The organism is Chryseobacterium sp. X308 (genome assembly GCF_020733145.1).
In the GTDB taxonomy this organism is placed as follows: domain Bacteria; phylum Bacteroidota; class Bacteroidia; order Flavobacteriales; family Weeksellaceae; genus Chryseobacterium; species Chryseobacterium cupriresistens.
In genome coordinates, this window is sequence record NZ_JAJFZH010000016.1 from 33715 (window position 1) to 59095 (window position 25381).

26 protein-coding genes are annotated in these 25381 nt (G+C 36.2%); 3 read left to right on the top strand and 23 right to left on the bottom strand.

Features of this window, described 5'->3' with window-relative positions; all coding sequences use genetic code 11:
• From LIV57_RS16370 to LIV57_RS16415, 10 genes are all read right to left on the bottom strand, one after another.
• Entirely contained in the window at nt 1-705 is a 705-nt protein-coding gene (locus LIV57_RS16370; protein WP_227943468.1) for a DUF1361 domain-containing protein, read from the bottom strand.
• 6 nt (nt 706-711) lie between these two features.
• The gene (locus LIV57_RS16375) at nt 712-2082 is read right to left on the bottom strand and encodes a DUF4153 domain-containing protein (RefSeq protein ID WP_227943469.1); all 1371 of its coding nucleotides are present in this window, start codon (nt 2080-2082) and stop codon (nt 712-714) included.
• Between the two features lie 70 nt (nt 2083-2152).
• Entirely contained in the window at nt 2153-2638 is a 486-nt protein-coding gene (locus LIV57_RS16380) for a ubiquinone biosynthesis protein COQ4 (RefSeq protein ID WP_227943470.1), read from the bottom strand.
• A 6-nt stretch (nt 2639-2644) separates the two neighbouring features.
• Nucleotides 2645-2947, bottom strand: a complete 303-nt coding sequence (locus LIV57_RS16385; protein WP_227943471.1) for a hypothetical protein — start codon at nt 2945-2947, stop codon at nt 2645-2647.
• A 29-nt stretch (nt 2948-2976) separates the two neighbouring features.
• The gene (locus LIV57_RS16390; protein ID WP_227943472.1) at nt 2977-3267 is read right to left on the bottom strand and encodes a hypothetical protein; all 291 of its coding nucleotides are present in this window, start codon (nt 3265-3267) and stop codon (nt 2977-2979) included.
• Nucleotides 3268-3331: 64 nt separating this feature from the next.
• Nucleotides 3332-3622: a winged helix-turn-helix domain-containing protein gene (locus LIV57_RS16395; RefSeq protein ID WP_110010688.1), complete on the bottom strand. Its 291-nt coding sequence runs from the start codon at nt 3620-3622 to the stop codon at nt 3332-3334.
• Between the two features lie 96 nt (nt 3623-3718).
• Entirely contained in the window at nt 3719-4336 is a 618-nt protein-coding gene (locus LIV57_RS16400; RefSeq protein ID WP_202840515.1) for a hypothetical protein, read from the bottom strand.
• Between the two features lie 173 nt (nt 4337-4509).
• Nucleotides 4510-6009 (bottom strand): RagB/SusD family nutrient uptake outer membrane protein, encoded by a 1500-nt coding sequence (locus LIV57_RS16405; protein WP_227943473.1) that lies wholly within the window; start codon nt 6007-6009, stop codon nt 4510-4512.
• Nucleotides 6010-6020: 11 nt separating this feature from the next.
• Nucleotides 6021-8969, bottom strand: a complete 2949-nt coding sequence (locus LIV57_RS16410; RefSeq protein WP_227943474.1) for a SusC/RagA family TonB-linked outer membrane protein — start codon at nt 8967-8969, stop codon at nt 6021-6023.
• A 389-nt stretch (nt 8970-9358) separates the two neighbouring features.
• Nucleotides 9359-10123 (bottom strand): enoyl-CoA hydratase/isomerase family protein, encoded by a 765-nt coding sequence (locus LIV57_RS16415; protein WP_227943475.1) that lies wholly within the window; start codon nt 10121-10123, stop codon nt 9359-9361.
• A gap of 257 nt (nt 10124-10380) precedes the next feature.
• Between LIV57_RS16415 and LIV57_RS16420 the strand changes: the two genes are divergently transcribed.
• Complete coding sequence (locus LIV57_RS16420) at nt 10381-10932, top strand: phage tail protein (RefSeq protein ID WP_110010685.1); 552 nt, start codon at nt 10381-10383, stop codon at nt 10930-10932.
• Nucleotides 10933-10969: 37 nt separating this feature from the next.
• Nucleotides 10970-11791, top strand: coding sequence for a T9SS type A sorting domain-containing protein (locus LIV57_RS16425; RefSeq protein WP_227943476.1), 822 nt, complete (start codon nt 10970-10972; stop codon nt 11789-11791).
• A 148-nt stretch (nt 11792-11939) separates the two neighbouring features.
• On the opposite strand, the gene LIV57_RS16430 is transcribed toward LIV57_RS16425, so the two are convergent.
• Nucleotides 11940-14561 carry a DEAD/DEAH box helicase family protein gene (locus LIV57_RS16430; RefSeq protein ID WP_227943477.1) on the bottom strand — a complete coding sequence of 874 codons (2622 nt, stop codon included), beginning with the start codon at nt 14559-14561 and terminating at the stop codon, nt 11940-11942.
• Nucleotides 14562-14618: 57 nt separating this feature from the next.
• Nucleotides 14619-15305 carry an SMUG2 DNA glycosylase family protein gene (locus LIV57_RS16435; RefSeq protein ID WP_227943478.1) on the bottom strand — a complete coding sequence of 229 codons (687 nt, stop codon included), beginning with the start codon at nt 15303-15305 and terminating at the stop codon, nt 14619-14621.
• Between the two features lie 176 nt (nt 15306-15481).
• On the opposite strand from LIV57_RS16435, the gene LIV57_RS16440 reads away from it, so the two are divergent.
• Nucleotides 15482-16159: a CPBP family intramembrane glutamic endopeptidase gene (locus LIV57_RS16440; RefSeq protein ID WP_227943479.1), complete on the top strand. Its 678-nt coding sequence runs from the start codon at nt 15482-15484 to the stop codon at nt 16157-16159.
• A 57-nt stretch (nt 16160-16216) separates the two neighbouring features.
• On the opposite strand, the gene LIV57_RS16445 is transcribed toward LIV57_RS16440, so the two are convergent.
• The 11 genes from LIV57_RS16445 to LIV57_RS16495 form a co-directional block, all read right to left on the bottom strand.
• Nucleotides 16217-16378 carry a bacteriocin-like protein gene (locus LIV57_RS16445; protein ID WP_227943480.1) on the bottom strand — a complete coding sequence of 54 codons (162 nt, stop codon included), beginning with the start codon at nt 16376-16378 and terminating at the stop codon, nt 16217-16219.
• 125 nt (nt 16379-16503) lie between these two features.
• Nucleotides 16504-17229: an XAC2610-related protein gene (locus LIV57_RS16450; protein WP_227943481.1), complete on the bottom strand. Its 726-nt coding sequence runs from the start codon at nt 17227-17229 to the stop codon at nt 16504-16506.
• A 117-nt stretch (nt 17230-17346) separates the two neighbouring features.
• Entirely contained in the window at nt 17347-19842 is a 2496-nt protein-coding gene (gene paaZ, locus LIV57_RS16455) for a phenylacetic acid degradation bifunctional protein PaaZ (protein WP_227943482.1), read from the bottom strand.
• 8 nt (nt 19843-19850) lie between these two features.
• Nucleotides 19851-20123, bottom strand: a complete 273-nt coding sequence (locus LIV57_RS16460; protein ID WP_227943483.1) for a hypothetical protein — start codon at nt 20121-20123, stop codon at nt 19851-19853.
• Nucleotides 20124-20137: 14 nt separating this feature from the next.
• On the bottom strand, nt 20138-20965 hold the full coding sequence (locus LIV57_RS16465; RefSeq protein ID WP_227943484.1) for an alpha/beta hydrolase: 828 nt from the start codon (nt 20963-20965) through the stop codon (nt 20138-20140).
• A gap of 68 nt (nt 20966-21033) precedes the next feature.
• Entirely contained in the window at nt 21034-21627 is a 594-nt protein-coding gene (locus tag LIV57_RS16470; protein ID WP_227943485.1) for a transferase hexapeptide repeat family protein, read from the bottom strand.
• A gap of 96 nt (nt 21628-21723) precedes the next feature.
• A complete protein-coding gene (gene pcaF / locus LIV57_RS16475; protein WP_227943486.1) occupies nt 21724-22929 on the bottom strand; it encodes a 3-oxoadipyl-CoA thiolase in 1206 nt (401 codons plus the stop codon).
• A gap of 89 nt (nt 22930-23018) precedes the next feature.
• A complete protein-coding gene (locus LIV57_RS16480) occupies nt 23019-23432 on the bottom strand; it encodes a PaaI family thioesterase (RefSeq protein WP_034695815.1) in 414 nt (137 codons plus the stop codon).
• A 9-nt stretch (nt 23433-23441) separates the two neighbouring features.
• Nucleotides 23442-23750: a hypothetical protein gene (locus LIV57_RS16485; RefSeq protein WP_062672196.1), complete on the bottom strand. Its 309-nt coding sequence runs from the start codon at nt 23748-23750 to the stop codon at nt 23442-23444.
• Between the two features lie 92 nt (nt 23751-23842).
• Complete coding sequence (locus LIV57_RS16490) at nt 23843-24973, bottom strand: 3-hydroxyacyl-CoA dehydrogenase NAD-binding domain-containing protein (RefSeq protein WP_227943487.1); 1131 nt, start codon at nt 24971-24973, stop codon at nt 23843-23845.
• A 40-nt stretch (nt 24974-25013) separates the two neighbouring features.
• A complete protein-coding gene (locus LIV57_RS16495; RefSeq protein WP_227943488.1) occupies nt 25014-25367 on the bottom strand; it encodes a four helix bundle protein in 354 nt (117 codons plus the stop codon).
• Between the last annotated feature and the right edge of the window lie 14 nt (nt 25368-25381).

Genomic DNA, 25381 nt, shown 5'->3' on the forward strand with positions numbered 1-25381 from the left:
CTAAAACTGTTCCAATCCGTTTAATGATTTGTTTCCCGGCTTCAATTCTTTTTCTTCACTAATGCCCGCACATTTAAATGTAAAGTACATAAAGTTGAGCATAATTCCCATCAAAAGAGTAACACCCCATGTTTTGGTATATTCCATCGGATAAATAAATCTCACTACAATATCAGAGAACAGGCCGAAAGGATTATTAAGTACGTCCCAGCTGTTCCATCTCAGAAAACGGCCAAGATAAACTCCAAAGCTGCTCATGAAAAGAAAAAATACAATAATTCCATTGATACTATTTTTTTTCCCGTAATCAGAAAGTCGTTTTTCAATATCATTAAGGCTAATAAATCCGCAGATCAGGCCGGTCCATGCAAAAGAAAGAATCACAATGAGATCATACCAGACCGGGATTGAATTTCTTGCTCTGAGATGAAAAAGATCTGTCAGAATGTAGGGAGAATTGGGAAAGAACAAAATCCAGATTATAATAATAAAGACCAGCGAGATTTTACTTCTGATATTAAAAGCAAGAACAAAAGAACTTAATAATAAAGGAATCCACGCCAGAAAGAGGTTCCAGTTGAGAAATAAAAACACTTTTGTATCACTGATATAGTATCTGAAAGCAGAAAGACTGAAACAGAATATGGTCATCATTATCAACAATACATTAATTTTAAATCTTGAGGGTTCTACAAAGTTTTTCATGATCTTTTATTTTATAGTCTGATAATATAAAATCTTTGAAAGAAAGTTTTTGGATGTTTCGTTTTTCACCTTATCCTGCAAGGTCTTTTTAAGTTTCTCATCATTTTTTTCATCCGCATATTTAAGAAGTGCTTTTTCACTGAAGTTGATAGACGTTACATGATAATTGACCGCAAAATCCTTTCGTTTCATATTCTGAGAAGTAATAAAACCACCCCAGTTGAAGTAACTGCACACGAGGACAGTTCCATAAAAATACCAGATCATTGTATTAACAAGGAAAATATTTCTTTTTTGCTTTTGAATTTTAATATAAGTCAGAACAAGACCGATCAGTGATAAAAGCAGGAAAGCAAATACACCTAGTCTTTTATAGGTAAATGCATAATAAACAATATATTCATAATTTTTAAGGGCTGCGGAAATAACAAGAACAGCATTGAGAAAAATCCATATTTTGGCTAATAGTTTAAGTGAACCTGCTTTCGGATCAAAATTAAATCCTGATTTAAAATAAAACATAATCACAAGAATTGCCATGACAATAGACATAATAACAGCGTTTACTCTCTCATGGGTTTCTTCTGAAAGCTGAACAGGTGTTTTTACAGCTTCATAAAACTGTTCATAATTATAGGTAATAATAAAGAATACCAATAAAACATTCAGCAAGACAAAAGAAATGATTCCGCTTATTCTTTCTGCATCAAGATCAAGGAAGGAATAAGTAGCTTTGGGAATCCGGGATTCTTTGCGGAACTCGTTATCCAGAACATGATTGTTTTTATAGATTAACTTTTCCACCGCATAATTCCAGTAATTAAAGGCAATAAAGAATCCCAGCACAGAGAGACAGAATACCTGCCATAGATTAATATCCAGTTCGTAATCTGTGAAAAGGGCTGCAAAATGGTCGCTTCCTGCAGAATATATTCCAAAGAAAATGGAAACCAACACCAGCGGAATCAAAAAGAAAGCCAATGTCTTTTGCCAAAATCCTGAAAAATTTTTCTTAGGCAGCCATTCATCAAAGCTAAAAAAACGACAGAACGAAGTACAGCTATTCACGATAAAAACCGGAATTAAAAAGAGAATCTTCAGCCTTCTGTTCTTTGATTTATATCCCAGCAAGAGAAGCGAGCTCACCACTGCGATAAAGGATGTAAAATCTCCAAACCAGGCAAATGCAATGCTGGAAAGAATACTTGTCGCAAAAAGACCATATAGTATTCCTGTTTTATTTTTTGCAGGTGTCCTGAAAAGTGTTAATAATGCGTAAACAATTCCAAGAATTCCAAGATTAAGCCCCAACTCCTGATCATAAAAGACGATGACAAAGAGAATGGCTGTAAGAAATATATAATGATGTGTTTTCATGAGGTTAATTATTTAACGTTTAAAGCATTTTGTGCCCAACGGGCTGACCTTTATTTTCCTGTTATCAGTTTTAATGAAGAACTATCGTTTCTTTCTGTTGAATAAAATCTTTCACATGCTCATAATTCTGCCATAGCAGCTCTTCAAAATCCCAGTGATGAAAGGCTCTCATATTTTGTCCCTTTTTATACGCTTTGATATAAATTTTCGCATACTCAGGCAGGATAATTGTTCCCAATACGATTGCGGCCAGCAGATGTGCATTGAGTTTACCGTTTCCAAGGAGCAGATACTGCATGGCAATTTCATCTTCGAAGCTCGTTCCACAACCGGTAATCAGATGGTGTACATCATGATTTTCCATTTTGGGGATCATCGAAAAACCGTGTTTTCTATAAAATTCTCCCTGTTTTCGGCCTAAAGAATCTTCCTGAAACTCCAGCAGTTGTTTTTCATTGAACTGCCACTGTCTTTTTTTCTTTTTGAAATATTTTCTGTATAATTTTTGAGTTTTATCGTATACAAAAAGCAGAAACTGAACACGTATTTTTTTCATAGTGAATTAATTAAAAATAACAAGATTGCATCCTATTATGGTATAAAGTATAGCTATGGGTATATTGATCAGAATTAACCCCGCCGACTGTAAACAGGCTTTACTTGCAGACCGGTCTGCAGCAGCATATATCAACAAAACTGATAGGACAATAACATTGAATACAGTTCCATAAGTAATCAGTAGAAATCCTGAGTCTGCAAACCAATATTCTTTTGTTAGAATGTATCCGAAAAGACAGATATTTCCGGCTAAAAAGAATAATCCGAATATGAATCTTCCGAAGTATATAATTTTTTGATCTTTCATTATTTCAAGGTTTAAATAAAAAAGGTTGATCAGCTTCCCGCAAACGGGCTTCCGAAGATTCCTACTGCTAATTCGCACCAGATAAGTACCAGAGCCAGCAATATGAGAATGCAGATCATCATTCTCTGACTTTGCTTTTTGATTTTATTTCTAACCATATTGATCAGAAAAGCGGTTGTAAAAAGCAAAGTTCCCGCAATAAGAAAATCTGCTTCTGACCAGTTCACTTCCTTAGAAAACAGATTGCCAACCAAGGGAATACTGAGTAAAGCCAATGGAAGGGCATAAATGGCGATTGTTTTTTGTTTCTGTGTCATCATTTTATTTAGTTTAAATATATAAAGTACTTTGTAATTCAAAGTTAATTTTCAAAAAAATATAGGACTATCGCCCCAATAATTTTTCAAGTGCATCTAAATGCTCATTAAACGCCTGCCTTCCGCTCTGTGTAACACGATAAGACGTTTTAGGTTTCTTCCCGACAAATTCTTTCTTTACTTCGATATAGCCTGCTTTTTCCAGCGCATTGCTGTGGCTGGCAAGATTTCCGTCTGTAATTTCGAGCAGGCTTTTCATTTCAGAAAAATCAACCCAGTCGTTAACCATAAGAACGGACATTATTCCCAGTCTTACACGGCTTTCGAATTCTTTATTGAGCTGATTTATTTTGATCATTTTACTTTATCTTTATTCTGAAACACTGCTAAAATGCAATATGCTTGATTATTATTCCGATTTTCACTACTCAATAGCAAAACCACATCTCATTCATTATTTATACTTCTTATGCATGATCAATCCATACACAATATGCAGAACACCAAAACCAATGGCCCAGAACAGCAATCCCCATCCTAAAAAGAACAAAGAAATAAGTCCCAAAATAATCTCAAGATATCCTAAATACTTTACATCCGTTAATGTATATCGTTCTGCGGCTACCAGAGCCAATCCATAAAAAATAAGCGTAGCCGGAGCAATGAAAACAAAAAGATGATGATAAAGAAGCGCAAGGCAAAAGACACCACCTGCTGCCAAAGGCACTGCAAAGGTAACCAAAAGTCTCTTTGTTGTAGCATCCCAGATCTTCAAACCTTTCTTTTTACTTTTATGAGCTGTAAAAAGATAACCGCTGAGGATTGCAATTACCAGAATAACAATACCAATCAGGACAAGCTCTTTAACCAGGGCAGGGCCTAAAATATTCCTGTCTCCATCAAAATAACTGATTCCTTCCCTCTGAAAAACACAGTATACATATACAGCACCAATAATGGCCGTTAAACCTGCAACCACTCCGGATAGACCACTTAGCGAAATAAACCTGGAAGAACGCTCCATCATAGAACGGATATGGGATAAGTCTTCGTGATAGTTTTTTGAATCCATAAAAAGAACTTTGAATTACAAAGTTATGATTTATTTTCAATCTTCCAAGTTTTTTTTAAAAATTCTGGAAATATTTTTTCTGGAAACCTCATCGTTTTTGCCAACACATAGAAATAAAAAAAGAGAACCCAGCCAAAGCCAGGTTCTCCATAATATATTAAAATTTGTACGTGTTATAATGGATTCTGAACAATTAATGGATTAGCATTGATCTCAGCTCTTGGTATCAGGAATTCCCAACGTAAGTCTGTATTAGCTACTGTCATTAAATTATTGGTCACTACAGAAGAATGATTAGCTCCTGTTCTATCTAAACCTTGGTTTAATCTTTTCAGATCCAAGAATCTGAAACCTTCACCCCAAAATTCAAGCCTTCTGCTGTTAAGAATTTCAGTGATATAAGCTGCTCCTGTTGTTGTAGCACCAGTATAAGAAGGATTTCTGTTTTTTGCAAATACATCAAAAACAGCTTTAGAACCAGCTTCGTTTCCAGATCTAGCCAAAGCTTCTGCTTCAATAAGGTACATTTCTGCAGACCGCATATAAGGAACATCTACTCTACTGTCTGCCTGACTTGCTGCAAGGAATTTCTGACCTGTATAAGGGAATTTAGAATATGTTGAAGGTAAAGCCAGAGCTGTATGCGCTCCTGTTGGATCAAAATTCTTAGTTCTTACATCTGTAGATGGGAATGAAAGGAATAATTTACTGTTAATCGCTTTTGGAGCCTGACGAATATTCGTAGAATTAAAGTTTCTTGACATATACGCTCCAAAGTTTGAAAACGTATCCCCCTGATCTGCTATGATTGTAGCTCCCCACATCCATTCACCATTGCCTGCCAAATTATTAAAGCCTGCAGTGTAAGTGGCATTATCCATCAATGGAAATCCTGTACGAGCGGATTGAGCCGCAGTTATAGCCACAGCATAATTCCCTTGCGTTAATGCTATTCTGGCTCTGAGTCCCAAAATCACTTTATCGTTAAAATGAGATTTCGTAGCTCTTGTACTTCCAAGTCTGGCTGCAGCCTCGTCTAGGTCTTTATTGATCTGAGTATATACTTCTTCTACCGTATTTCTTGCCAGAGGTACTTCATTAGCCACCAATCTGATAGGAACGCCAAGCTGAGTATTGTTCGTACCCGGTACATATCTTTTTCCATAAATCTGAACCAGCATATAATAACAGAACGCTCTGAACGCATATGCTTCACCAATGGCTGTTTTAATGGTAGCTGCATCAGTTGCAGTAGGTGCAGGAACTGAAGGACCATTAGCAATAACCATATTCGCGTTTCTGATCAATGCATAATAAAACTGGTAAGGATAAAGATCATTGGAAGCATTATCATTTACCTGATCCTGCCATCTTACAGCTGAGACATACCAGCCATTTCCTGTAGATGGAAAAACAAGGTCATCTGCTAAAGCATCCATTATAATCATGATTCCACCCTGACCATTCTGCCCTTGATCACTTTGTCTGTAGTACATATCTCTATGCATACCATTTACAATAGCCATAAGATTGGCAGCACTTGAATAAGCCGCTTCTTCTGAAGCTGCAGTGGTAGGATCTGTCTCAAGATAATCACTCTGGCATGAAGCCATTCCCGTAAGGACTGAAAGCACAACAGCCCACTTCATATATTGTTTTACGATATTTTTCATTATTAAATTTTTTAAAAAGATACATTAAATCCAATAGTCACTACTCTCGCCGGAGTATATCTATTGGTGGTTGTTCCATTAAAAGCCTGAGCAGGTTCTAATCCTTTTCTTGCTGTTTTACTCCATAAGTTTTCGCCGGAAATAAGGATTCTTAATCCTGAAACCCCAAGCTGAGATAAAGTTTCAGGAGTAAAGCTATAACTTAAAGTAGCCTGTCTGAATGTAAGAAAATCTGAACTTATCAACCATCTTGATGAACCAGCATTCGAACTCGTATACGTTGAAGAGTTCAATGCAGGAATATCTGTGATTTGTCCCGGAGTTGTCCATCTATCCAGAATATCGGTACTTAAAGCTCCTCCTTGTGAGTAGCTGGACATCAAAGCAGCATAGTTGGAATCGTACGTCTTTCCACCTAACTGATAGGTAAACATTGCAGATAATGACCATTGTTTATAGGTAATTGTAGTTCCAAAACTTCCGAACAAGTCAGGAATCGCTGTGCCAGAATAGTCATATTTTGCTTTATTGAAATTGGTGGTAACTTTTTGGCCATTCACTGTTCTTATATCAGCGGCTGTTGTATTTACATACGCGTCGGCAACAAGGAATAAAGGAGAACCATCTGCAGGATCCACACCATACCACTGTCTTAGCCAATAATCATACACTGAATGTCCTACAGAAATCTTTTTAGTTCCGTTAATAATTTCCGTTATTCCATTGGAAAGTTCTGTAATCTGGTTTTTAAGTGTTGATGCATTCGCATTAATATTCCACGTAAAATTTTGGTTTTTAATAATATCAGCATTAACAGTGAATTCAAATCCACGGTTGTACATTGTCCCAACATTTCGGCTGATCGTATTATCCGGAACACCCGCAGAAACAGGAAGAGGGACAGGGAAGATAAGATCTTCAGTTACTCTGTTATAATATTCTACCGACCCTGTAATTCTGTTGTTTAAGAATCCGAAATCAATCCCGACATCGGTTTGCTTGTTAGTCTCCCAGGTAATTGATGGATCTGCTAAAAAACCGAATAAAATCCCAGGTTCCTGAGCATTATTATACCCTAAAGTATAAGTACTTTTATACATATAATAACTATCTGTTCTATCATTTCCTACTTCACCATACGATCCTCTTAATTTCAATTCACTGATAAGATTAGAATTACTTAAGAACTCTTCTCCTTTCAGTCTCCATCCTGCACCAAGAGACCAGAATGAATCCCATCTTACATCTTTGGCGAATCTGGACGAACCATCCCAGCGGATAGATCCTGAAAGTAAATATTTTGATTTATAATCATAATTCAATCTCGAAAAGACCCCTTCCTTTCTGTAATTGTCTGTACGCGAGGTAAGCGTTGATGGAGTAACGAAGTTTACCAGTTCGTCATTATCATCTACGATCTGACCTTTTTTATATCCATATAGGTATTCATACATGAATTTGTAGTTTTCATGCCCTAAAAGAAATTCAAAATTATGGTCTCCAAATTTTCTTTTATAATTCAGGAGCTGATTCCAGGTAAAGGTTTGTTCGGTAAAACTAAATTTTTCTGCTGAACCTCCGGGAGCCGCATCACCAATAATTTTATTTCCATAGGTACTTCTTCTGTTATTTCTGATATCATACCCTGCATTGGTAGACAAAGTAAGATATGGATCTACTTTGATCTCAGCATATGCTCTGGAAATAATATAGTAATTTTTAGATAGATCTTTATTCAAAAGCGTTTCCTGAATTACATTTCTTCCCGCCGCTGCATCAGCACCTCTGGCACTTCCGGCATCATACACAATATTCCCTGCAGCATCATACAGTGTAGCAAATGTATTTGGATCATGAGCATAAGGGCTGTAGATTGGCCCCATCGTTCTTGTCCATCTGTATGGATTGATATAAGCAGAATTATTATCCACACCTTCAACAGAATTGTTTCCGTTGGAAGATACCCCACTGATGCTTGTTCCTAGTTTTAACCAGCTTTTAACTTGAGAATCTACTTTTAATCTTGCCGTAAATCTTTCAAAATCTGACTTGATAAGATATCCTGTTTCATTGGTATATCCTACTGAAGAAAAATATGTCGTAGTATTACTTCCACCACTGTAATTCAATTCATAGTTCTGTCTGAAACCTGTATTCATCAAAGGCTTCTGCCAGTCTAAATCTGTATATTTAAGTTTAGCATCTGGATTCAAAATACCATTGACAACTAACTGATTATCGGGAACATTAAAAACATTGGTTTTTAAAACTCCGGAAATCAACTGTGCTGTAGCATAAGCATTGGCATCAGCTAAAGTTGTACCGGGTATTGAGGTCATTCTACCATTTCTTATTGACTCCCAGATAAGAGGATAATATTGATGAACGTTCACTCTGTCATATTCCGGGATTGATCTTCCTACCGCTCCGGTACTCATACTAAAGTTGAATGCATCTTTTCCTTTTCTCCCTGATTTTGTGGTAATCAAAACAACACCATTAGCAGCTGCGGAACCATACAAAGAAGTAGAAGCAGCATCTTTCAGAATATTGTAAGATGCAATATCATTGGGATTGATAGCAGCAAGAGAACCGGTATATATAGTCCCATCTACTACATATAAAGGGTTTGTTGTAATTCCATAGGAGCCTATCCCACGGATCTGAATACTTGGTGAACTTCCCGGTTGCCCAGTTCCGGTACTTACTTTCACACCAGCACTGGCACCATCCAATGCCTGCCCAATACTTGTTATTGGACGATCAGCAAATTGTTTTGCTTTAACTTCAGTATTGGAGCCAACCATTGTTTCTCTTTTCTGACTTCCGTAAGCAACTACAACAATTTCATCAATCTTAGTATCCTGAGGTATTGTATCCCGTTTTACCTTTTGGGCTTCTACCATGTGCCCTCCTATGAAGAACAGCACAGCAGCACTTAACATTAACTTGATTTTCATATTTAACAAATTTTAACAGTATAAAGGCAAATATATGTAATAAAAATTATTAAAAATACAATAAAAACAAAGTTTTAACTAATTAAATGCAAACAATTGAAAATTTTAATAAACACTTTAGTATCTATTAAAAAAATATATTAAAACTAAGATAATTTAGTTTTTTAAAAACACGATATTCACTTAAAAACAGTTAAATCGGTGTAAATTCGAAATAAAAACAGCTATCAAAATAACAAAAACCCATATTTAACAACAAAAAAATTAAGACAAAACAATTTGAACGTAAAACAATGATTCAATGCAACATAAAAAATCCGGAGAAAAAAAGTGTTTCTCCGGATATATGTTGAATTGGAATTTCGTTGTTTAGCAGATAAAGGGAAAAATTACTTCACTCTTAACCTTTCTTTAATAGACTCAATATTTTTCTTTGCAGAATCTTCAAGAATAAGACTTGCACTCATGTGAATTCTTGCCGGCATCAATTCATTGAAATGATCTGTTCCTTCCCATGAAACTTTTTTAATTAATGCTAAGGCATCACTGCTTCTGGATGCTAAAGTTTGTAAAAATTTCTCCAGCTTTTCATCCATTTCTTCAATAGTATCTGAAACCGAATGGTAAATATTATGCTGCTCAGCCCATTCAGCAGATCTGAACTCTGCATCAATGGCCATTGCGGAGAATTGTGACTTACCTATTTTTCTTTCAACATAAGGGCCGATTACAAAAGGGCCGATTCCAAGATTGATTTCTGTAAGTGCCAGAGCCGAGTCTTTAGTAGCAAAACAATAATCTGCCCCGCAGGCAATCCCTACTCCTCCGCCGGTAGTTTTTCCCTGTACTCTTACCACAACAATTTTACCACAGTTTCTCATTGCATTTAAAACTTTGGCAAAACCTCCGAAAAACTGTGTGGAAGCTTCAAGTTCCTCAATTGCCAAAAGTTCATCAAAACTTGCTCCTGCACAGAAAGCCTTCTCACCTGCACTTTTCACTAAAATAGCTTTCACTTCTTCTTTTGCCCCTTCCTCAAGGATAGTTTCTGCCAGTTTTTCCAAAATTGCTCCTGGAAGAGAATTACTTTTAGGTGTTCCGAAACTGATTTCGGCAATATTATTTTTAATTTCTGATGCTACAAATTCGCTCATTTTTATTTTTATTGGATTCTTACAAAAATACGAAATACAGCTCGTTCAGAGAAACTTAAAGTATAAATTTTCTTTTCCGAATCCGCAAAATTCAGGACATTATTACGTAGAAATACGGAGTTTTTAATTTGGTATTTTCTACTCTAGTACCTGCCTTTTATTAATTGTTCCTTTGAACTAAGAAATAATAACCAAAAGGCGGAATCTGAAAAGCCTGTAAAAAGAGTAAGAAATCTAAAAACTAAAAACATATTATCATGGACGAGTACATTGGAATCGTAAAATTATTTGCAGGAAATTTCGCACCTAGAGGCTGGATGTTTTGTGATGGAAGTTTAATAAGCATCTCAAGAAATTCTGCTTTATTTTCTATTTTAGGAACAACTTACGGTGGAGACGGTATCACTACTTTTGCCCTGCCTAACTTAAAAGGACGTATGGCTTTGGGAGCAGGGAATGTAAACTCCGGCGAAAGTTATCCTTTGGGAATCGTATCCGGTACAACACAAAATACTCTTTTATCATCGAACCTCCCAAGCATAGGGGCCGGATTCCAGCTTAAAGTAGCGAATAAAAATGCCAATTCATCTACTCCTACAGCTACCTCAACAATTGCCATTTCAGGAACACAGGTGGGAAGAGATTTCAATGCAGTACCGAGTTTCGTGAATGATGCCAACCCTGATACAACTATTAATCCGTTAAGTATTTCTTATACAGGGCAAGGCTTACCGTTGAATAATATGCCTCCTTACCTAGGCTTAAATTATATCATTTGTGTTGAAGGTATTTATCCGCCAAGGGATTAATATCCACACCATCACCTAACATTTAAAACAAAACATCATGAAAAGCACTACTTTTTTAGCAATCTGTAGTCTGCTCATTTCAATTTTTTCATTCGGGCAGACCAGTACAGAACAATTTGAAACGGAATCGCACGGAAGTACAAGCTTCACCGATAATGGAGTCATCTTTAATATCATTTCACATGTAAGTGTTTTTGATATTCAGGGTAATTTCCCGGGAACCGGCTGGAGTGGAACAGCAAATGATAACAGGTACATCGACAATTCGAATAACTCACAATCCCCACCGTCATTCAGCATCAAAACCACTTCCAATTTGTTTAAAGTAAACAGATTCTGGATGTATCTTTCTGCGTTGAACCTGGATCTTAATGTTGCGGGAACACTAACTGTAACCGGAAAACTAAGTGGCGTAACAAAATTTACCCAAACAAAAACAACCGGATTTGCAACAAGCTTAGGCAGCACGAATGGATATACTTTGATTGATCTTACCAACTTAAATGGTCAGAATTACTCAAATATTGTGATTGACGAGTTACAAATCACAGCAAACGGAGCCTTCCGATATGTAGGCTTCGATGCTTTCACCTGGGTAAAAGACAGCAATCTGGTACTGGGGACTTCGGAAGCTAAAAGCACCAAAAAAGACCTGACTGTTTATCCTAATCCAACCAACGGACCTCTTTCTATTACAACAGAAAAAGCAAGTGAAGCTAAGATCTACAACCTGGATGGTAAATTGCTGAAAACTATTCAAACTCAAAAAGGAAATAATGAGGTTAATATTTCAGAACTTCCAAAAGGGGTTTATATTATTAAAACAGCAACAGAATCTACCAAAGTTATTAAAAACTAATATCAGAAAATTTTATAAGTTCCATATCCCACAAAGATTCTAATTCATGAATGACAAATCCCTTTTAACGAAGGGATTTTGTCATTTTATCGGGTCCATTTGTGGAGATGCTCTATCCTTCCGTTTCTATTAAGTAAAGCCTGGAATCTCAATTTAATAAGATTTTACGTCCCTCAATAGTTCTTGTAAAAACCATCTCAGATTTCCCTATCATTTTATCCCATAGTTTTTTAAAAAATTCTGCATTTTTTTTATTTTTTGCAAAAATTTCAGGTATGGGATAATATATATCTTTTTCCAAAAACAATAAACCTCTTTTTTGTTTCAATAGATATCTTGGGTTATCTATTTGTGATACCAATTCCTGTAAAGTTTGTATAAACTGGGCATTTTCATATTGACTTCCTCCATCCAGATAACAAAATGCATTTTTATTTTTATCTGAAGAACTTACAATTCTAAGTTTTTCAATAGAGGTACGGATTACTTTCTCATGAATCAAGCCATATAGGATTATTTCAGCAAGGGAACTAAGCTGTCTTCCAACATTTTTACATCTTAAATACTGTTTTGTAGATCTATATAGTTTCCCGCCATAAACAACTATACCTGCAATACCAAATAGAGAAACCAATAATGAAAAACTTCTTATAGATTTAATTTCATCAATATTTCTTAGAAGCCCCATTAAAAGATCCTGCCAAAATAGCAATAGGGAAGAAACCATTATTTTCGCAAAACTCCCACTCATTTTACCCAGATAATCCATCCGTATTTTGTCCATACCTGTCATATTCAATAAAGGGACCTCAATTTCTTCCACCAAAACACTTCCTTTATCAAGAGCAGTTTTCCATCGCTGAGCAAGGGCAGTTCTATCTTTCGCCCATGCAAAAAATATCTGATTGATTTCTGGTAATTCTTCTTTACGTTCTATCGTTTTAATATTCAGCCGTTCAAAATTATTTTCTATGGTAGCCTCATCCTTGTAGGAAATCCCGACAAAAGTTTTAAATCTTTTCTTTATATTGCTTAAATCCTGTCCTCCATCAATATCATAAGAATCAAAACATATCAGGTGCCAGATATTTCCTGTTTTGTTTACATTATCTTTACCTGTTCTGATAACTCTTCCTCTCATTTGGTTAGAGAGCACAAAAGAACTTACAAAACTGGCAAGCACAAGACTATTCATTTTGGGAGCATCCCAACCTTCTCCTAACAAAGACTTTGTGCCAATTAAGACCTGAATTCCTCCACATTGAAAAATATCAGTTATTATATGAACTACATCATGCTTTATCTGATCTGTAAGATTAATTATCAAATAACTCTGATCATATGAAAGTGCAGAAAAAGATACTCCGGATATACTCTTTTTTACACAAAGTTGATCAAACATATCCTTTGCACTCGAAGGGATGAGTACCAAACTACCTGTAAGAATTCCTATTTTTTTATTCTGTGAATTTTCTCTTCTAAGTTTTTCAAATATTGGAATCGCTCCAATCTTATCAAGACTTACTATATTCTCGGTGCTATTGCTCAGATATTCTTTTTTAATAAAATCCGTGAGAATTACCATTCTGAGATCTTCTTTAAGAACTGAAAATTCAAAATCTGCAATTTCCCTTATCCCTTGAAGCTTACCAATACTTGAATTAAGAATCTGATTTACATTTTTACTATTATAAAAACTAATTGTTCTTTGTTCAAGAAACCCCAATCTTCTGAGTCTGTTTCCTAGATCTGTCCGGTGATCTTCATATTTTTTAAAATTAATACCATCCAATAACAGATAAAAATCAAGAAGTTCTTCCATCCAGAAGAAATCAAATTCAGGAACATAATTTTGCTCATCTCCAATGATACTAAAATGGATATCTGAAATCTCTTTTCCTCTGAAATGAAGATAAACAAGTCCAGAGGTATATGATGATATATTTTCATAAATCCATTCCAAATGTAAAGCAGGATTCAGGTACACAGGATGCTGTTCAAGAGCTTCAAATAATGTATCATCATTTTGAACTTCTTGGAAAAATGCAGCTGCCTGATGATGATAGTATTCAATTTTTCTCTCCTCTTCTTTTGAGGGTGAAGTAAAATAAACCAAATCCTGATGAGGGCAGAGATCTCCTTCAATCATCAATTCAGGAACAGAAATCTCTACATCAATAGGTCCATTCAGTTGAATATATTTTTGCCATTCGGAACCAGAAACATCAAAAGGAGGAGTCGCAGTAAGAGCAACAACTGTAGGACTAATCTTATTTTTCAATTCCATTAGACTTCTCCACCAGGCATTTTTCAAATGATGCGCTTCATCCAGAATAAGAGTGCCCACTTTCAGCTTCTCTAGCCTTTTAATAATTTCAGCAACTGAGATTTTTGAAGTTTTTTTTATCAGATCTTCGTCTTGTTCATCCACACCAGAGGCAGAATGAATACCCTGATAAGTGGTAACAGTTAAAATTCCTGGTTTTTTAATATCAGAAGATATCCATTCAGGAATAGTTTCTGTATCCAGAAAAAGCTCACAAAATCTCTGAATCCATTGGTTTTTGATCGCCAGCGTGGGAGCAACAATCAATGTTGGCTCACCGAGTCTCAGCATTATTTCCAATCCAAGAATAGTTTTCCCAGAACCAGGAGGAGCCGAAATATGGAGATGATTATCATGCAGATAGTCATCCATATTGTCTAAAATTTTCTTCTGATAAGTTCGCCAGTCGTATTTAAAGGTTGTGTTTTTAGGGAAAACATTCATAATCACAATTTAATAAAACTAAACATACAATCTTAGAAAATCATCTGATCTCATGTTTTATTTTTGCAGAGCTAAAATATATTTGTCTATATAAAGCTGTTTTTCTTTTGATTTGTACTGCTGGATATATCTTGGATGCTCCAGAACGGTCATCGTCTCAAAGAGTTGGGTTTCTTTGTTTAATTTTGAAATGAATTCGGCATTCTTTTTACCCAGAACAAAAACTTCTGAGGTATCCAGATTAAGGCTGATATGCTTCTTCAAAGATTCGATCATAAAATCTTTTACTGAATTGAAGAGTTCTTTATCATCATAATAGTTGGCATTGAGCCAGCCGTTTTTTGTTTTTCTTACAATAGCCAGCGGAAATGGAGAATTGATATAAATATCTTTATAGAAAAGATCAGCACCACCATAGTCTTCAATCATATCATACATGAAAACGGAAGAAACTTCATGGGTACGGGCAGATTTCATTTTGATTCCGCAGACATTTTCCAGTCTTTTTGTATCGGTAAACGGAACTCCGGTTACTCCCGCACCATGACGGCTGGGATTAATTCCGATGATGAATTTCCTCTTAGCTGAATCATCGTAGAATTTATGATAAAACTCTTCCATCACCTTCAACGTCTCAGGATTATCCAGATAAGGATTCAGGACTTGAAAATCATCAGGAAGATTTCCTGTGAAACTAAGGTTTTTGTTGAAATCTATCACATGATCCGCAAAAGTTTTATCCATGAAATCATTTTTATTGTAAAGTAACAAAATTATCCTGTTGCTCAAACCTTTTATCATCATCCTGTCAAGGTTTAAAGTCTTGAACGATAAATATTTTAAAGAAACTTTTCGCATCCGTTTTTTTATTATATTCGTTTTCAATAAGATAACACTTATTCAATTAAAACTTCTAACCTATGATTGGAATTATTATTGAGCTTATCATTTCGTGGCTTCTCCTGAGGTTCATCGCAAAAAAGGACCTTTCTGTTTTAGGATTTAAACCCAGCCAGGCAAGATTGATTAACCTGAGCATAGGTTTTCTTTTGGCAGCTGTAGTATGCAGCGTTTATCAAATCTTGACAACAGCCTTTATCAATAACAGCTGGATACTGAATAAGCCAATATCATTTTCTGCAGCATTGATGAGCTTATGGTGGATTGTAAAGTCTGTTTTGTTTGAAGAATTACTTTTCAGAGGGGCTTTGCTATATCTTGCTATTGAAAAATGGGGAACAACAAAAGCCTGCATTTTATCTGCTGTCTGCTTCGGAGTTTACCACTGGTTTTCTTATAGTGCATTCGGAAATCCTTTTCAGATGGTAATTATTTTTGTAATGACCTCTGTTTTTGGGTGGATGCTCGCAGTGTCCTTCGCTAAGACAAAATCTTTATACCTTCCTATAGGTCTTCATCTGGGCTGGAATTTGTTTAATATTCTGATATTCTCGAACGGACCGCTTGGCAAGCAGCTCCTTATAAAAGCTAATGCAAATCATCTGGAAGGAATTCCCTCACTGCTTGTTTTTTTGTTTCAGATATTCGCGTTACCCATTTTAATGTACGGATATTTTAAGTTTAAGAAAAAAATATAAAAAAACTGCCAATCACGAGGAGTAGCAGCTTTGTGTATTGTTTTAAGTTAAAAAAGTCTAAGAATCCGCACATATATAACATGCTCTTGCAATATCAGGCCATCTTCCGGGAAGACAACATGTTCCGGGAGGACAAGGGTTAAGAGTACAAGACCAGTTTGGCCCAGCTCCTTTAAGAGATTTCAACTCATGTCTTGAAAGTTTTTTTAAGTTTTTCATAGTGGTTTGTTTTGATGTTCTCTCCTACTCTGTATGCTTTTCGGATTTCGCCTATTAAAGTTAGTAATTTTTCAAACAAAAAACCATAACTAACTGAAATAATGAATATTTCAATTTATATAAGACTAATATTCTAAAGGCTTATAATTTCTAAAAACCTTATAAGGATCCTTATCATTTCCTGTGAATACTTTTTCTTCAATAACCTTAAACTTGCCTGTAGAATCTTTTTCTTCCACCACTATTTTATCAGAAACATCTACCCGTGCAAATTCATCCAGAGAATCTTTTTTAATTTTTAGAAATACTGTTGTGATAGAGCCTGTTAAAATTACAGAATTGATACACTTTAGTTTTGAATTAAAACTCAGGTTTGGATAATTATCTGAATTTTTGATGTGGATAAAATTTTTATTTTCCGGTTCATACACGAATAAGGTCATTACCATATTTCCTCCTCTTCCTGCTATTCCACTTTGATAAGTCACATCATTAAAGCCATCATTATTAAAATCACATATCTGAACATCTAAACCTGTTACTCCATCTTTGATAAATTTAAAAGTATTTTTTAATTCCCAGGTATGAAACATAGATCCTTTACTTTCTACCCAAATATCTTTTAGATCATAAACATTCAAGGTTACAAATACATCACCATTCTTAATATGTCTAAATTTTTCAAACTCTACTTTAGTTTTACCTTTTCTTCCCACATTCAGACTGTCAACAAATTTTTCTTCAGAATAATAGCCGTCTTTATCTTGTTTTAGATTTCCCGAACAGGAAAAAAGAAATAAAATTGAAAAAGCCCAAAAGACAATGTTAAAAAAGGTTTCTAATGATTTCATGATAAAAATTTTCTGATTTTATTACTTATGTTAAGGTTTCAAATCTTGGCAGTAGTTATTAAAAAGTCCCTTTCGGTTTAAACCGGAAGGGACTCTAAATTTATATTTTATTTTGAATTAAATCAATCCAAATTGTTGGAAGTGGTGTGTAAAATGCTTTTTGTGCATCAGTTCCCACATTTCTTTATTCAGTTTTCCGAAAACGTAATTCATGTGCTCTGCCTGCGGGTTTTCCTTGTAGTAGATCACAAATTTCTTCAGGTTATCCATGAATGACAGTTTTGCTGCTTCCAGATTTTTATGTTTGGGTTCCGGAAGTGATCCATCCTGAGGAAGGAATGGAGCTGTGAATTCTTTTGGCATTGCTCTGTGATTGTAAAGAGAATCCTGCCATTTTTCAAGATTTTCTTCAGGAGTGAAACATTTTTCTGCTTCGGGTTCTCCAAAACTTACCAATACAGCCTGCTCCAAATGCTCAATCATCTGCTGCGGAGACATTTTTCCCCAAAGCGCAGGAGTACTTTCCGTTAATCCATTCAATATTTTCTGAATATTTTTTACATTCAGATCGATGAAAGGAGATTGTTTTGCTACCAATGTCAGGATTGTTGCTACACATACAATCTCATCTCTTTGGTTTACAACCTCAACCAACCATTTTACAACACCGGAAGGGATATTTCTTCCTTTTACTCCTCTGTTGATTTTTTCTTTTGCTGTTAAATAAACCGTGATGGTGTCTCCGGCGTATACAGGTTTGAAGAAGCTGCAGTCTTCCAATCCGTAATTAGCAATTACAGGTCCTTTTTTACCTGAAACAAATAGTCCTGCTGCTGCTGAAAGGATAAAATATCCATGAGCAACCGTCTTATCGAAAATAGTACCTGTTAAACTTGTTGCATCTGTATGGGCATAAAAATGGTCCCATGAAACATTGGAAAAATTAACGATATCGGCATCAGTAACAGTTCTTCCTGCTGTTTCCAGAGAGTCTCCTACTTCCACTTCCTCAAAATATTTCTGGAAAGGATGTTTGTCTGAGAATTTTTTCTCAGCTCCCTGCTGATAAATCTTAGTGATTGCTTTCAGAACATCCGGTGATCCCTGAATAGCTGTTTTCTGTAAGAAGAAATGAAGACCGCTTAAACCGCCCATTTCCTCACCGCCTCCCGCTCTACCAGGACCTCCGTGCATCAGTGTCGGAAGTGGAGAACCATGACCAGTGCTTTCTTTGGCGTTATCTCTGTTCAATACAAAGATTCTTCCATGCTGAGAGGCCATTTTCCATGAAGTTTCGGCGATAAAGTTTTCGTCATGGGAAACGATAGATCCTACCAGACTTCCTTTTCCTCTTTTGGCCAGTGCAGCAGCTTCTTCAGCATCTTTGTACGGCATTAATGTGGATACCGGCCCGAAAGCTTCTACATCGTGAGAGATATTTTTTTCGAAAGGCTTGTCGTTCAGGAATAGTTTCGGACTCATAAATGCACCGTTTTCGTAGTTGGCATCTACCAGTTCATGTTTTCCGTCATAGACAAGTTCTGTTTCTGATTTTAATAGATTTACTTTTCTTAAAACTTCATCATACTGCTGCCTTCCCACCAAAGATCCCATTTTGGTTTCTCTGCTTAGTGGGTTACCTATTTTAGTCTGATCCAAAGCTTTAGATAAAGCATTCTGAACGTCACCGATTAAATGCTCAGGAACGATAATTCTTCTGATCGCGGTACATTTCTGCCCGGCTTTCGTAGTCATTTCGTTACGAACTTCTTTGATGAAAAGATCGAATTCAGGTGTTCCCGGTTTTGCTTCCAATCCAAGAATTGAACAGTTTAATGAATCTGCTTCCATGTTGAAACGAACAGCATTTCCTGCGATAGAAGGAAGTGATTTTAATTTTCTTCCTGTATGAGCCGAACCTGTAAACAATACAGAATCTCCATCCTGAACATAATCTAAAATATTTCCAGGCTCTCCACAAACTAATTGCACAGCGCCTTCAGGCAGCACTCCGCTTTCAATCATATCCTGGAACACTGCATTAGTAAGGTAAGACCCGAAGGGAGATGGTTTTACAATAGAAGGAACTCCAGCCAATAAGGAAGTTGATAGTTTTTCCAGCATTCCCCATACCGGAAAGTTATAGGCATTGATCTGTACTGAAACCCCTTCACTAGGTGTCAGAATGTGAGTTCCTAAGAAAGTTCCGTTAGCAGAAATCTTCTGAGTGTCTCCATCTACCCAAAATGAAGTATTAGGAAGCATTCTTTTTGCCAATCCGGAATAGGTAAAGAAAGTTCCGAACCCTCCTTCAATATCTACCCAGGAATCTATGTGGGTAGCTCCCGTCTTGTATGATAAGTCGTAGTATTTTTTCTTTCTTTCCAGTAAGTAAAGTGCAACTTTTTTCAACATTTCTCCACGGTCGTAGAAAGTCATTGAAGAAAGGTTTTTGTACCCCACGGTTCTTCCGTAGTCAAGAGCCTGTTCAAAATTAAGCCCTTCGGTATCGGAAACAGCTACCTGTTCTCCTGTAACGGCATTGTACAAAGGAATTCCGTTTCCGGTACCTTCTACCCATTGTCCGTAGATATAGTTTTTTAACTTTTCCATATAGTTTTTTACTTTTTGCTTAGATTAATCTTTTTAATAAAGTTTCTAATAATCAGATAAGGGATAAAAAGCGCCAGCCAGCCGTCTAAAATGATGACAATTTTAACAAATAACGTATAGAAATAATCTTTACGCTCTAGCTTAGCAATTACCTCATCTGATTCAACATGTTCCAAAGCATCTGAAATTCCTATTGATTCTTTTGCAAAGTGAAACCCTAAAGTATTCACAATGATTATGACGATCAGTATTATGATCCAATATTTTTTCAGAGTGCTCATCAACTGCAACTCATCTATTTAGGTTCCTGATAGGGAAACATTTTCACCAATCCTTCATATAAACTTCTGTGAAGAATGGTTGCGTGATTGTCTGTTTCCATCATTTTATATTCCAATGTCCAGTTTTTCTTTCCTGCTTTTTTTAAAACATCATAGAAAGCTTCAGCATCTTTTACCATCACCGGATGTTCTCCTTTCCCTACAGAAACATAAACAAACTTTTTGGTATCCGGAGATTTTGAAAGTAGTATTCCTGCCTGGTTGAGAAGACTTTCATCATCCCACCATAAGCTTGGACTGATAATAAAATAGTTATCAAACATTTCCGGCTTTTTCAAAAGGATTTCCGTTGCCAGAAGTCCTCCCAAAGATTGACCGAAAAGGTATTTGTCTGTCGTCTTAAACTGACTTTCCACGTAAGGTTTTAATTCTTTTTCCATGAATGTAATAAACTTATCTGAATGTCCTGTTGTAGGATAGTCTTTCTGTAAGTCTTTTAAATCTGTATGAAAGGTAAAATCTCTTTTTCTGTCTACATTAGCAACTCCCACCACAATGGTTTCCGGCATGGAATACATCTGATTAAAGAACTGTACTAATCCTGTCACATGAATAAAATCTTCATTGATACTTCCATCCAAAAGATAAATTACCGGATATGATTTTGTTTTGTCATATCCCTGCGGAAGATAAATATTCAGCGTTCTGTCTTCATTTAATGTTTTGGACTTAATGGTCCTCACTTCTCCGATGGTAAGCGGTTTTGTAGCAACAGTCTGTGCTGATAACGTACACGCCACCGCAAACATTATGCTGCATGCAAGTGCAATTTTTTTAATCATATTTATTTTTGTTAAACCCAACGGGTTTTAGAAACCCGTTAGATTTGATTATTAGCCATTAGTTACTTTTATTTTATATCATCCCAGATACTGTAATCCACAACTTTGGTTGGGATCTGCTGAACATATTCTGTAAAAGGCTCACAAGGAAGAATAGCTTCTTTTCCTTCCCTTGCCAGCTCCTGATATAATTTTGTTCCTTCTGTTTTCCAGTGAATCATTTCATCAGAAACATCACGGATAATTTTCGCAGGGCTTCCTACCACCAGTTTTCTTGGTTCACATCTGAAATTAGCCGGTACAAAAGCCAATGCTCCTACAATACTTTCATCACCAATATAAGCTTTGTCCATTACAACGGAATTCATTCCGATCAGACAGTTTTTTCCGATGTGTCCAGAGTGAATAATTGCACCGTGCCCGATATGTGCAGATTCTTCCAATATGGTTTCAATATTCGGGAAAACATGAAGGGTACAGTTTTCCTGTACATTAGCTCCGTCTTTAATGATAATTTTTCCCCAGTCACCGCGAATGACCGCATTGGGACCAATATAGACTTCCTCACCTATTTCTACATTCCCGATAATGACTGCCTGCGGATGAATATAAGCAGAAGGTTTTATAATGGGACGAATCCCGTGGTATGAGTAGATGTTCATATTTTTTAATTTGAAAATCTGAGAATGGAATAATTTGAAAATTAATAATGGTTTTAAACGTTTTCAACTTCTCAAATTAACTCACTTTCAAATTCATTATACTTTTTCGATGACCATTGCATATCCCTGACCTACACCGATACAAAGGGTACACAATGCATACTTTTTATCCTGCTTCTGAAGCTCCATTGCTGCAGAACCTACGATTCTTGCCCCGGAAACTCCAAGTGGGTGGCCGATGGCAATAGCACCTCCGTTCGGGTTTATTCTTGCATCGTCATCTTTCAACCCTAAGCTTCTTGTTACAGCCAATGCCTGTGCTGCAAATGCTTCATTTAGTTCAATAATGTCTATATCTTCAAGAGAAAGATTTAATCTCTTTAATAATTTCTGAGTGGCTTCTACCGGTCCGATTCCCATGATTCTTGGTTCAACACCTGCCACGGAAGATCCCAGAATTTTCGCTTTGGGTTTTAATCCATATTTTTTCACCGCATCTTCACTTGCTAAAATCAAAGCAGCGGCTCCGTCATTCATTCCTGAAGCGTTTCCGGCAGTTACCGTTCCTTCTTTTCTGAAAGCGGGACGAAGTTTGGCCAACCCTTCCATCGATGAAGTTGGTTTAATGAATTCATCTTTTTCGAAAACGACTGGATCACCTTTTCTCTGAGGAATTTCAACTTTTACAATTTCTTCTGCCAGCCTTCCGCTTTCCTGAGCCTTAGTTGCTTTCTGCTGGGACCAAAGGGCAAATTTATCCTGATCTTCCCTGTTGATCTTGTGAATATCCGCTAAGTTTTCAGCAGTTTCTCCCATTCCGTCAACACCGTATAATTCTTTCATTTTTGGGTTGATGAAACGCCATCCGAAAGTAGTATCGAACATCTGACTGTCTCTCCCAAAAGCAGCGCTTGGCTTTGACATCACGTAAGGCGAACGGGTCATATGCTCTACTCCTCCTGCAATATAAATTTCTCCTTCTCCTGCAGCAATGGAACGGAATGCATTGGCTACCGCAGACATTCCTGAGGCACATAGTCTGTTGACAGTTTCTCCACCGATTTTATAAGGAAGGCCAGCCAGTAAAAGTCCCATTCTGGCAACATTTCTGTTATCCTCACCCGCCTGATTGGCACATCCGAAAATAACGTCTTCAATTTCCTCAACTGGAACTTCAGGGTTTCTTGCTACCACTTCTTTGATCACAATAGCAGCCAGGTCATCGGCTCTTACTTCTGATAATCCTCCCTGCAGTTTTGAAATGGGAGTTCTGACATAGTCTATGATGTATACGTTGTTCATTTTTATTTGCTTTAGGCTTTAAGCTATATGCAACAGGCTCTATCAGCTTCAAAAAAGCTTACTAACTATTGCTTCAAGCTTACTGCTTATTATAATTCTGTTACTTTTTTCCCTATTTTGTAAACTGTTCCTACAAATTTTGCAATCAGTTCTTTGTTTTGATTGGTAATCTGAATGTCATAAACAGCTGTTTTCCTCGTATCATTGACCAAAACACTTTCTGCTCTGAAAACATCACCTTCTTTTCCGGCTTTGGTAAAATTGATGATACAGTTCAATGCTACAGCTGCATCTCCGGTATTATTGGAAGAAAATGCCAGCGCAGAGTCTGCAAACGCAAAGGTTACTCCGCCATGAACTGTTTTCAGTCCGTTCAGCATATCCTTCTTGATTGGCATTTCTATTAAACAGTAATTTTCTTTTACTTCAATCATTTTAATATTCATCCACTGGGAAAAATAATCCTGATTGAACATATAATCTGCTACTTGTCTTGGATTCATTTCTGTTAATTATATGTTTATTATTTCTTCATACAGCTCATCTGATAATCTGTCGTAAACACTCATGGTTTTCCCGAGAATAATCTGCCCGTATGAAAGGTTTTCTGAGTCTGATGAATTTTCAGAGGGATAGGATTCGTTTAAATCAATTCCATTTTCGTTGGCCAGTCTTTTGATCAGCTCTTTATATTTTTCATTAAATTTTCCTAAAAGCTCAAGTCTTTCATGCTCATCAACGGAGGAAGCTTCCTGAGTTAAATACTGTTTCTCAATTAAAAGTCTGGTCTCCAGCTCTGCCCTGAATTCATCTATATTCATTATTTTTTTAAATGTAGCAATTTAACAATCTATCAGTTTAGCAATGTTTATAAAATGATTGTTCTATTGATAAAATGATAGATTGGTATATTTTATAATTTACGAAGCAAAGGGCTTTGTCTGTATCTTTCTTCCTGATATTCCTCGTAAAGATTCTGAAGGGTTTCGGAGATTTTTGCATATCCTATTTCTTTCCCCCAGCTTAATAAACCTTTCGGATAGTTGACGCCTTTCTGCATTGCCAGCTCGATATCTTCGTCATTGGCAACGCCTAATCTTTTGGCTTCAACAGCCTCATTGATCAACATGGAAATGATTCTTAAAAAGATTTGTTGGTATAAAGCATCGTCTTTCTGAGGAATAGGTTTTTCTGCGCCTTCGCTGTAATCATAAAACCCTTTTCCTGTTTTTCTGCCGTGAAGTTTGGCTTCAGACATTCTTTGCTGTAATAAAGAAGGTTTGTATTTGGGATCGTAGAAATAATCTTTGTACACAGTAGTTGTTACTGCAAAATTGACATCTACTCCGATAAGATCCATTAGTTCGAAAGGTCCCATTTTGAAATTCCCCAACGTTTTCATGGCTTCATCCACCTGTTCCGGTGTAGCGATATTTTCTTCAACAATCCTAAGGGCTTCCCCATAGTAAGGTCTGGCAATTCTGTTGACGATAAACCCGGGAATATCTTTGGCAATAACAGGAGTCTTCCCCCATTCTTTCATGAGGTTGTAGATTTTTTCTGCTAATGTTTTTTCTGTTAATAAGGATGGAATAACTTCCACTAAAGGCATCAATGGGGCCGGATTAAAAAAGTGAATTCCGATGAAACGCTCCGGTTTTTTGAGTTCTGCACCCAGAGAGGTGATAGAAATAGATGAGGTATTGGAACTAAGAATACAGCTTTCTGAAACATAATTTTCAAGCTCTGTAAACACTTTGGTTTTGATCTCTTTGTTTTCGATAATGGCTTCTATAATCAGCTCACAATCTTTGAAATCCTTCAATTCTGCAGCAATGGAAATATTAGCTAAAATTTCAGTCATTTTTTCTGCTGAAATTTTTTGTTTATCCACCAATTTGGTGAGTGTTTTTTCCAGACCTACCGTTGCCGTTTCTACTTGTTTTGCGTTGGCGTCGTAAACCCATACTTTGCATCCGTTCGTTGCGGCTACTTGTGCAATGCCGATTCCCATGGTTCCGGCACCGATAATTCCTACATTCATATTTTAAATTTGAAAATTTGAAAATGAGTTAATTTGAAAATTATTTTAATTTTGAGCTTGAAATAATTTTAGACAGAATTAATAGAATTTCTTTTAAATCAGATAGTAATTTTTCGTTTGGCGATTTCAAATATGGAGACTTTAAACAAAGCAAAAGCCAATATTCTGTCTCATCAGCCTCTTTAGCGGCAATTTTTAATTTATGAATAAAATCTGCCTTACTTTCTGCATTTTGAGCTTCTCTAACATTTGCTCCAATTGAAGTTCCTGATTTAAAAATTTGATTTGCCAAAGGAAATTTTTTCGCTTCGTATAAATATTCTGAAAATTCGATGATATTGAGTGCAAAATCAAAAGTCTTATTTACAATAATATTTTCTTTGTCATTTCTCATTTTCAAATTCTCAA

Excerpts from the sequence above, each read along its gene's own strand:
- LIV57_RS16370 (WP_227943468.1), bottom strand. The coding sequence starts at position 705 with ATGAAAAACTTTGTAGAACCCTCAAGATTTAAAATTAATGTATTGTTG.
- LIV57_RS16375 (WP_227943469.1), bottom strand. The coding sequence starts at position 2,082 with ATGAAAACACATCATTATATATTTCTTACAGCCATTCTCTTTGTCATC.
- LIV57_RS16380 (WP_227943470.1), bottom strand. The coding sequence starts at position 2,638 with ATGAAAAAAATACGTGTTCAGTTTCTGCTTTTTGTATACGATAAAACT.
- LIV57_RS16385 (WP_227943471.1), bottom strand. The coding sequence starts at position 2,947 with ATGAAAGATCAAAAAATTATATACTTCGGAAGATTCATATTCGGATTA.
- LIV57_RS16390 (WP_227943472.1), bottom strand. The coding sequence starts at position 3,267 with ATGATGACACAGAAACAAAAAACAATCGCCATTTATGCCCTTCCATTG.
- LIV57_RS16395 (WP_110010688.1), bottom strand. The coding sequence starts at position 3,622 with ATGATCAAAATAAATCAGCTCAATAAAGAATTCGAAAGCCGTGTAAGA.
- LIV57_RS16400 (WP_202840515.1), bottom strand. The coding sequence starts at position 4,336 with ATGGATTCAAAAAACTATCACGAAGACTTATCCCATATCCGTTCTATG.
- LIV57_RS16405 (WP_227943473.1), bottom strand. The coding sequence starts at position 6,009 with ATGAAAAATATCGTAAAACAATATATGAAGTGGGCTGTTGTGCTTTCA.
- LIV57_RS16410 (WP_227943474.1), bottom strand. The coding sequence starts at position 8,969 with ATGAAAATCAAGTTAATGTTAAGTGCTGCTGTGCTGTTCTTCATAGGA.
- LIV57_RS16415 (WP_227943475.1), bottom strand. The coding sequence starts at position 10,123 with ATGAGCGAATTTGTAGCATCAGAAATTAAAAATAATATTGCCGAAATC.
- LIV57_RS16420 (WP_110010685.1), top strand. The coding sequence starts at position 10,381 with ATGGACGAGTACATTGGAATCGTAAAATTATTTGCAGGAAATTTCGCA.
- LIV57_RS16425 (WP_227943476.1), top strand. The coding sequence starts at position 10,970 with ATGAAAAGCACTACTTTTTTAGCAATCTGTAGTCTGCTCATTTCAATT.
- LIV57_RS16430 (WP_227943477.1), bottom strand. The coding sequence starts at position 14,561 with ATGAATGTTTTCCCTAAAAACACAACCTTTAAATACGACTGGCGAACT.
- LIV57_RS16435 (WP_227943478.1), bottom strand. The coding sequence starts at position 15,305 with ATGGATAAAACTTTTGCGGATCATGTGATAGATTTCAACAAAAACCTT.
- LIV57_RS16440 (WP_227943479.1), top strand. The coding sequence starts at position 15,482 with ATGATTGGAATTATTATTGAGCTTATCATTTCGTGGCTTCTCCTGAGG.
- LIV57_RS16445 (WP_227943480.1), bottom strand. The coding sequence starts at position 16,378 with ATGAAAAACTTAAAAAAACTTTCAAGACATGAGTTGAAATCTCTTAAA.
- LIV57_RS16450 (WP_227943481.1), bottom strand. The coding sequence starts at position 17,229 with ATGAAATCATTAGAAACCTTTTTTAACATTGTCTTTTGGGCTTTTTCA.
- paaZ (WP_227943482.1), bottom strand. The coding sequence starts at position 19,842 with ATGGAAAAGTTAAAAAACTATATCTACGGACAATGGGTAGAAGGTACC.
- LIV57_RS16460 (WP_227943483.1), bottom strand. The coding sequence starts at position 20,123 with ATGAGCACTCTGAAAAAATATTGGATCATAATACTGATCGTCATAATC.
- LIV57_RS16465 (WP_227943484.1), bottom strand. The coding sequence starts at position 20,965 with ATGATTAAAAAAATTGCACTTGCATGCAGCATAATGTTTGCGGTGGCG.
- LIV57_RS16470 (WP_227943485.1), bottom strand. The coding sequence starts at position 21,627 with ATGAACATCTACTCATACCACGGGATTCGTCCCATTATAAAACCTTCT.
- pcaF (WP_227943486.1), bottom strand. The coding sequence starts at position 22,929 with ATGAACAACGTATACATCATAGACTATGTCAGAACTCCCATTTCAAAA.
- LIV57_RS16480 (WP_034695815.1), bottom strand. The coding sequence starts at position 23,432 with ATGAATCCAAGACAAGTAGCAGATTATATGTTCAATCAGGATTATTTT.
- LIV57_RS16485 (WP_062672196.1), bottom strand. The coding sequence starts at position 23,750 with ATGAATATAGATGAATTCAGGGCAGAGCTGGAGACCAGACTTTTAATT.
- LIV57_RS16490 (WP_227943487.1), bottom strand. The coding sequence starts at position 24,973 with ATGAATGTAGGAATTATCGGTGCCGGAACCATGGGAATCGGCATTGCA.
- LIV57_RS16495 (WP_227943488.1), bottom strand. The coding sequence starts at position 25,367 with ATGAGAAATGACAAAGAAAATATTATTGTAAATAAGACTTTTGATTTT.